The following is a 6,045-nucleotide window of genomic DNA, read 5'->3' as shown; positions in this document are numbered from 1 at the left end:
GTCTCATAATCCCTTGATAGATGCCCGATACAAAGCATTTTTGCATCTTTTTTCTCAATCTTTGCACTACTGTTGTATGCAAGATACCCTTTTGGAACGATCTCTTCAAAATAGACTCCGGGCTTTAAATTATCAAGTATCGTTCCATCTAATACATCTTTTATATATCTATTTCCCCAATCTCTATTTTTTGAGATCAGATCTAAAAGCTCTTCAATACCCTCTATTACAATCTCTTCGTTTGATACGGCGTTTAATTTTTTAGATAAGGTAGTAAGACCTATCTGTTTACATATATTTACAAGATCGCTAACATCAGTTTTAATAAACTCGTTAAAAAATCTAAACATCGGCTCGCTATAATCTAAAATAAACTCGTTTTTCTCAAACTCTAAAATTATATATTTATCGTTAAAATTTACTATTTTTTCCAGCCTATTAGGCTCAAAAAATTTATATTCACAAAAAATCTTAAATTTTTTTGTACTCTTTTTCAAATTGGAAATATTTTCTATATTTAACTCTTTTGATAAATTTATCTTCTTTTTCCAGTAATTTTTCAATGTCTCAATCGCTGGGATTCTTCCGCTACTTATATGTAACTGCTCAAGCTCGCCGCTTTCAACCATTTTTTTAAAATAGTTTCTAATAGTAGCGGATGATATTTTGATATTTAATTTTGATTGTAAATATTTTGAACTAACCGGAGCCGGGTTTTTTATATACTCTTTTATGATAGTTTCTAATATAAGAACTTTTTTATCGTTCATTTTTTCTCTTTTTTAGCACTCTAATATTTAATTTGCTGAATGTATTATATAAAATTGAGTGAGGTATTGTCAAGTTATTTTACATTAGTAATATATCTGATATTTTTGATGATAGATTGATAGATTGTATATTGATTAAAAAAAGAGTTTAAGTAGTAAAATTTTAAGGAAAAAGGTAAAAATACCTTTATCCTCTTATATTTAGAGCGGCGATAACTTCTTGATACTTGTTATAATCTTTTTTCTTTAAGTATCTAAGTAGTCTTTTTCTCTGTCCAACGAGTTTTAAAAGTCCAAGTCTTGAAGAGTGGTCTTTTTTATGCTCTTTTAAGTGTTCTGTAAGATATTTTATTCTTTCACTCAAAAGTGCGATTTGAACCGCTGGAGAACCTGTATCGTTCTCACTTGTTGCAAATTTAGCGATGATCTCTTGTTTCTTCGCCGAATCCAAAGCCATGGTAGCCTCCTGATTGGTCTATTTTTTTTGGATTGACATTATAGCTAAAAAAAAATTTTTTGCAAAACAACTTAACTAAATATAAAATATTTTTATCTATTTAATTAAAAAATTTTTAAATAGGATAATTTTTGTATAATTTCATCTAATAAAAATAGAATAGGATAGAAATATGTTATTTACTAGGGCAACGGAATATGCTCTTTTATCGTTGATACTTATAGCTAGAAGAAACGAACCTCTTGGAACAGATGCTTTATCCAAACAGTTGGATATTCCAAAAAGTTTCTTAGCAAAAATTTTGCAAAATCTTGCAAAAAAAGGAATACTAAAATCCTTCAAAGGAGCTACGGGAGGGTTTATGCTCTCAAGACCTCCTAAAGAGCTCTCAATCAAAGAGATAGCTGAGGCTGCAGAAGGAAAAAATATAAACGTTTTTGACTGCTCGCCGGCTCAGGAGTGTTGTCCGAGCAATAAAGGAGGATTTTGTACTCTGTGGCCTTTTTTAAATAAACTTCAAAATAAAATAGACAACTTCTTAGAGGAGTTAACTCTTCAAGATCTGTTGGAATAAAGGAAAAAAATGAAAACTTTTCATCTTTCTCATACGGATCTTGACGGATATGGGTGTCAACTTGTTACAAAAAAAATCTTTAAAAATATCGAGTTTTTAAACGCAAATTACGGAGAAGAGGTTAAGGTAAGAATCGATTATATTTTAAACAATTTAGAAAAAAACGAGAAAAATTTTATATTAATAACCGATTTGAATCTATCTTTTGAAGAGTCCAATTATTTAGATAATATGGTAAAAGATCTAAAAAACGAAAATTATGAAATAGATCTTTTGCTTTTGGATCATCACGCATCAGGAATAGAGAGTGCCGAAAATTTTAAGTGGTATTTTTTAGACATAACAAGAAGCGCTTCTTTGATAACTTATGACTATTTTACAAGCAAAGGCTTTAACATCTTTGAAATCTCAGACCTTATAAAAGCTATAAACGCCGTGGATATTTGGCTGCAAGAAGATAATCTTTTTGAATATGGAAAAGTTTTAATGAGGCTGATTGATGAGGCAAAAGAGATAAATAGATATATGTTTGGAGCCGAAAATATTTTATATAAACATACTTTATTAAAATATTCATTAGAGTTTTTTGATAAAAAAGATGGATATATAGATTTGGACGACAATATATATATTTTAAAAAAAAGATTTTTTAAAAAGAACAAAAGAGATACTTTAGACAATTTGGTAACTGACTATCTTGTAGATCTTTTAAATAGAAAAAAAGATCTTATGAGCATAAAATACAAAAATTACAAAGGTATATTAACTTTTGGTATACAAAATAGCTCGATAGTAGGCAACGGCTTTTTACAAAAAAATCCCTATTTTGATTTTTTTATGAACGTAAGTAGTCGAGGAACTTTTAGCTTAAGATCAAACAATAAAGTAGACGTTTCAAAAATAGCCTATGAAATAGCCGAAGGTGGGGGACATCCTAACGCAAGCGGCGGAAAAATAAAAAATTTTAAAGAACAATTTATATACTCTGAGTTAAAATCGTTTATAGAAGAGTTATTTAAAAAGAAGGAAATAGAAAATGAAAAAGGTATTTAAAAGCAAACTCGAAGAGGCGGAATTTGAGATAGAAGAGCTGGCTATGCAGTTGGCGGATATGTTGGGTGTTGCTCTTCATTACGCTGGAGTTCCCGAAGATAAAATGCCCCAAGCTGTTGATGCTTATTTGGAAGCTATGGATGAAGTTTTTGAAGATGAAGAAGGGGAAATGGGATATGAAGAGATAATAAAAGTTATAGAACATATGAAAAAAACAAGGCCCGATCTATTTAAAAACTAATAATTTTCATCTATTTTAAAACTTTCCGCATTATAAGTTATTATCCTATCTCTTCCCGATTCCTTCGCTTTATACAAAGCCATATCCGCAAATTTTATTGTTTGCCAAAACTGACTTGAGTCTTTTGGGAATTCCGCTATTCCTATACTAATAGTCTTTTTTATTCTATCCATACCAACATTTATAAATTTATTTTTAAATTTTGTTTTTATTTTTTCCGCCACTATTTTAGCATTTTCTTTTGTGCAGTTATAAAGCAAAATTAAAAATTCTTCGCCGCCAAATCTAACAACAACGTCAGATTTTCTTATATTTTCAAAAATTGTCTTAACCAACTCTTTTATAACAGTATCCCCAGCATCGTGTCCATACGTATCGTTTACCATCTTAAAATAGTCTATATCCACCATCAATATAGAGTATGGAGTATTAGCTCTTAAAGCCTGAGGAATATTTTTTTGGACGAATATATCAAGATATCTTCTATTATAAGCGCCGGTCATTTTATCTTTTAGGCTTAAATCCTTTAATTCATCCAATAGTATCTGAGTTTCAATCGCGGATTTGCTAACTTCTAAATAGTTTTTAAACTTATCTAAAATAGATTTTACTCTCTTAAACTCCTCTTTGGATTCTGCGATAAATGAGAGCACTATAAAAAATTCATCAGTAATCTTCAAAGGGATACATACATAAAAAAGATCGCTATCTTTTGCCGCTTCGCAAATATGTAGATATTTGTCCGAAGATACGATATTTTGCGTCCTGTAAGCTCTACATAAGCTTATATCCTCGTCAGCTTCATCGCATATTCTAAATTGAGTGTTGGAATAATATATATTTCTTTTGGAAGCACTTTTGTCCAGCTCGTAAAAAACGAAATTTTTAATTTCAAATTTCCTCTCTAAAAGCTCTATCATCCTATCGTAAATTTGGTGCAGATCTTTATCTCTTTCTATAATATTTTTAAATTTATAAATTGCGGCCAACTCGTTTACGAAATCTTGAATACTCAAAAGTGGATCTTTTTTTTCCAACTCGAAATTTATAAAATATCCAACGCTTCTTTTTATATTTTCCAAACTGTTCTCTATTTTGTCAAACAAAGCGTTTATCCATCTGCTAATTTCGGATAACTCATTATTTCCAAAACTTTTTAATCTATTGGAATAGTCTCCGTTAAAGGCTTTTTTAATAATATTTTTTAAATCTTCAAAAAAATCTACATATTTTTTCGTATAAATGTTTACTATAAATAATCCTATAATAGTTATTATCAAAGAAAATAAAACTATTTTGGAGATGGTGATTAATGAGCTGTTTCTAACATCGGTGATATCAAACTCCATACTTATAGCTCCCAAAACCTCGCCCTCTTTTGCATCGTGACATTTTAAACAGTTAGGGATCTCAAAAGCGGTCGCTTTATAAGGAATTACAATTTTTAAAAATGCGCTATCTTTAGTCTCTATAAGTTTTTCTTTTTTTATCCCCTTTTCTAAAACCTCTTTTTCCAAACTATCCATTTTTATACTGCTCTCAACACTTTTTCCAAACTGTTTATCAACAGATTTTGATCTTAAAATTTTTAGATCCTTTACATTATCTACGTTTTTGATTTTTGATAAAAAAATCTCTCTTTTGTCCATGATGCCGTTTTCCATATGGGTCGTTAATCCGTCTTTAACCATATTGGCTACTATACTAGCTTTGTCTTTTGCAGTAGTAATCGAGTAGTTTCTAAAATTTAAAATTATAATAATGATAGTGGGAAGCAGTATCGTTGTGACAAAAACTATTAGAAAAATATTAAATCTTTTTTTTAGGTTCATGATAAAATCTTTTTTAGGAATATTTAATTTTAAACAAAAAACTTTAATTTATCTTTAATTTAGCTTTTTCTTGCAAAAAAAGTGGCAAAATTTGCCCATCTAAAAACGGTTTCAAAATATCTAAAACCAGCGTTTTTTATCATCTCTTCATTCTCTTTTGGAGTGTAAGGAACCAAAACATTTTCAAGGGCTTCTCTTTTTTGCATAATTTCAAATTCGCTATATCCTTGAGACTTTTTAAACTCAAAATAGATATCGATTAGCTGTTTGTTTAAAATCTTATCTTCGCTTATCACCTTCTCGCTAAATATCAATACTCCCTTTTCATTTAAAGAGTCATATATCTTTTTTACAAGTCTATCTCTTTTAATAGGTCTAATAAATTGAAAAGTATAATTTGAGATAAAAATATCTGCTTTTTTATATTTATACTCTATAATATCTCCTAAGATAAAATCGATATTAGCCCCATAGGCTTTTGCCTTATCTTTGGCTCTTTTTATCATCGCCTCTGAATTATCTATACCTATAAGTTTAGCTTCAAAATCTTTTTTAGCAAAAATCTCTATCAAAGTTGTCCCGGTTGAGCATCCAAGATCGTAAACCACTCCTCCTTTTGGTAGATTTTTAACAACTAAAGCCGATACAAGATCCAAAACCTCTTTATAAAAAGGGACCGATCTATTTATCATATCGTCAAATACGCTTGCAACCTCTTCATCAAACTCAAACTGCTTTTTTATAGGTTTACTAAATAGTCTATCTTTCATTTAAAGATACCTTTTTATCCCATTTTTCTGGTTTTTGCGGCGCCAAAATAGACTCGATTTTCTCTTTTAACTTACCAAAATCTTTCGTATTATAAAAACAGCTATCAATTTTGCAGGCTAAAAACTCTTTGGCATTTTCTTCCTTTATCAAAATATAAGGGTATTTTATATAAAAAATATCTTTTAGGCGACTCAAAACTCTTTTTTTATCCCCTTTTATTATAACGTCTCCTATTTTATCTCTTAAAACGGCTCTAAAAGCTTCGGGGTAAAAGTAGGGATTATGAAAAATTAGCGCAGAGTCGCCTAAAAGATATTTTTTATATAAAATACCCTTATATTTTGATA

General features: G+C 29.5%; 8 protein-coding genes. 3 read left to right on the top strand and 5 right to left on the bottom strand.

Features of this window, described 5'->3' with window-relative positions:
- Both AC30RD_RS05395 and rpsO read right to left on the bottom strand, forming a co-directional pair.
- The coding region (locus AC30RD_RS05395; RefSeq protein WP_489493298.1) for an HrcA family transcriptional regulator at positions 1–770 on the bottom strand (770 nt) is incomplete at its 3' end.
- A 187-nt stretch (positions 771–957) separates the two neighbouring features.
- Positions 958–1,227 carry a 30S ribosomal protein S15 gene (rpsO, locus tag AC30RD_RS05390; RefSeq protein ID WP_489493297.1) on the bottom strand — a complete coding sequence of 90 codons (270 nt, stop codon included), beginning with the start codon at positions 1,225–1,227 and terminating at the stop codon, positions 958–960.
- 172 nt (positions 1,228–1,399) lie between these two features.
- Between rpsO and AC30RD_RS05385 the strand changes: the two genes are divergently transcribed.
- The 3 genes from AC30RD_RS05385 to AC30RD_RS05375 are packed head-to-tail and all read left to right on the top strand — an operon-like array spanning position 1,400 to position 3,095.
- Entirely contained in the window at positions 1,400–1,801 is a 402-nt protein-coding gene (locus AC30RD_RS05385) for an RrF2 family transcriptional regulator (protein WP_489493296.1), read from the top strand.
- A 9-nt stretch (positions 1,802–1,810) separates the two neighbouring features.
- Complete coding sequence (locus AC30RD_RS05380) at positions 1,811–2,854, top strand: DHH family phosphoesterase (protein WP_489493295.1); 1,044 nt, start codon at positions 1,811–1,813, stop codon at positions 2,852–2,854.
- Entirely contained in the window at positions 2,838–3,095 is a 258-nt protein-coding gene (locus AC30RD_RS05375; protein WP_489493294.1) for a hypothetical protein, read from the top strand. Before AC30RD_RS05380 ends, AC30RD_RS05375 begins: the two co-directional genes overlap by 17 nt.
- Here AC30RD_RS05375 and AC30RD_RS05370 read toward each other — a convergent pair.
- The 3 genes from AC30RD_RS05370 to AC30RD_RS05360 all read right to left on the bottom strand — a co-directional run.
- Complete coding sequence (locus AC30RD_RS05370; protein ID WP_489493292.1) at positions 3,092–4,927, bottom strand: GGDEF domain-containing protein; 1,836 nt, start codon at positions 4,925–4,927, stop codon at positions 3,092–3,094. The two genes, AC30RD_RS05375 and AC30RD_RS05370, sit on opposite strands and share 4 nt — an antisense overlap.
- A gap of 59 nt (positions 4,928–4,986) precedes the next feature.
- Complete coding sequence (gene cmoA, locus AC30RD_RS05365) at positions 4,987–5,697, bottom strand: carboxy-S-adenosyl-L-methionine synthase CmoA (RefSeq protein ID WP_489493291.1); 711 nt, start codon at positions 5,695–5,697, stop codon at positions 4,987–4,989.
- On the bottom strand, positions 5,687–6,045 hold a 359-nt coding region (locus AC30RD_RS05360; protein WP_489493289.1), incomplete at its 5' end, for a hypothetical protein. The genes AC30RD_RS05360 and cmoA, both read right to left, overlap by 11 nt.

It is taken from the genome of Nitrosophilus sp., assembly GCF_982775275.1.
This window is presented reverse-complemented; position numbering and strand designations above follow the sequence as displayed.